The sequence below is a fragment of the Vibrio marinisediminis genome, assembly GCF_014050145.1.
Classification (GTDB): Bacteria; Pseudomonadota; Gammaproteobacteria; order Enterobacterales; family Vibrionaceae; genus Vibrio; species Vibrio marinisediminis.
In genome coordinates this window covers 1-263 of record NZ_JACFYF010000286.1, presented here as the reverse complement: position 1 = coordinate 263, position 263 = coordinate 1, and the positions used below count along the sequence as shown (strand labels likewise).

At 65.8% G+C, this 263-nt stretch carries 1 protein-coding gene; it reads right to left on the bottom strand.

Annotated features, from left to right (window positions below):
* The coding region (locus H2O73_RS24120; protein ID WP_220457767.1) for a hypothetical protein at positions 1 to 263 on the bottom strand (263 nt) is incomplete at both ends.

The window sequence follows — 263 nt, the reverse complement described above, 5'->3', positions numbered from 1 at the left end:
CGCACGGTCGTGCCATCCTGGCGGATCTGCACGACCTCGGCCGCAGTGTCATCGGCCACCCAGAAATCGGAGGTCGCGTTGTCCACGTAAAGCCCGTCCGTATCGCGCAGGTTGACCGAGAGGCGGAACGCCTCCCCAAGCGCCTCGCCGTCCCGCGAGACCCGTTGGTACATGCCCGATCCGTCCGAAATCAGCAGGTGATCCCCTTCGACGGCAACCGCATCCACACGGTGCAGGGGGGCCTGGAAACTGCGCACCTCGTT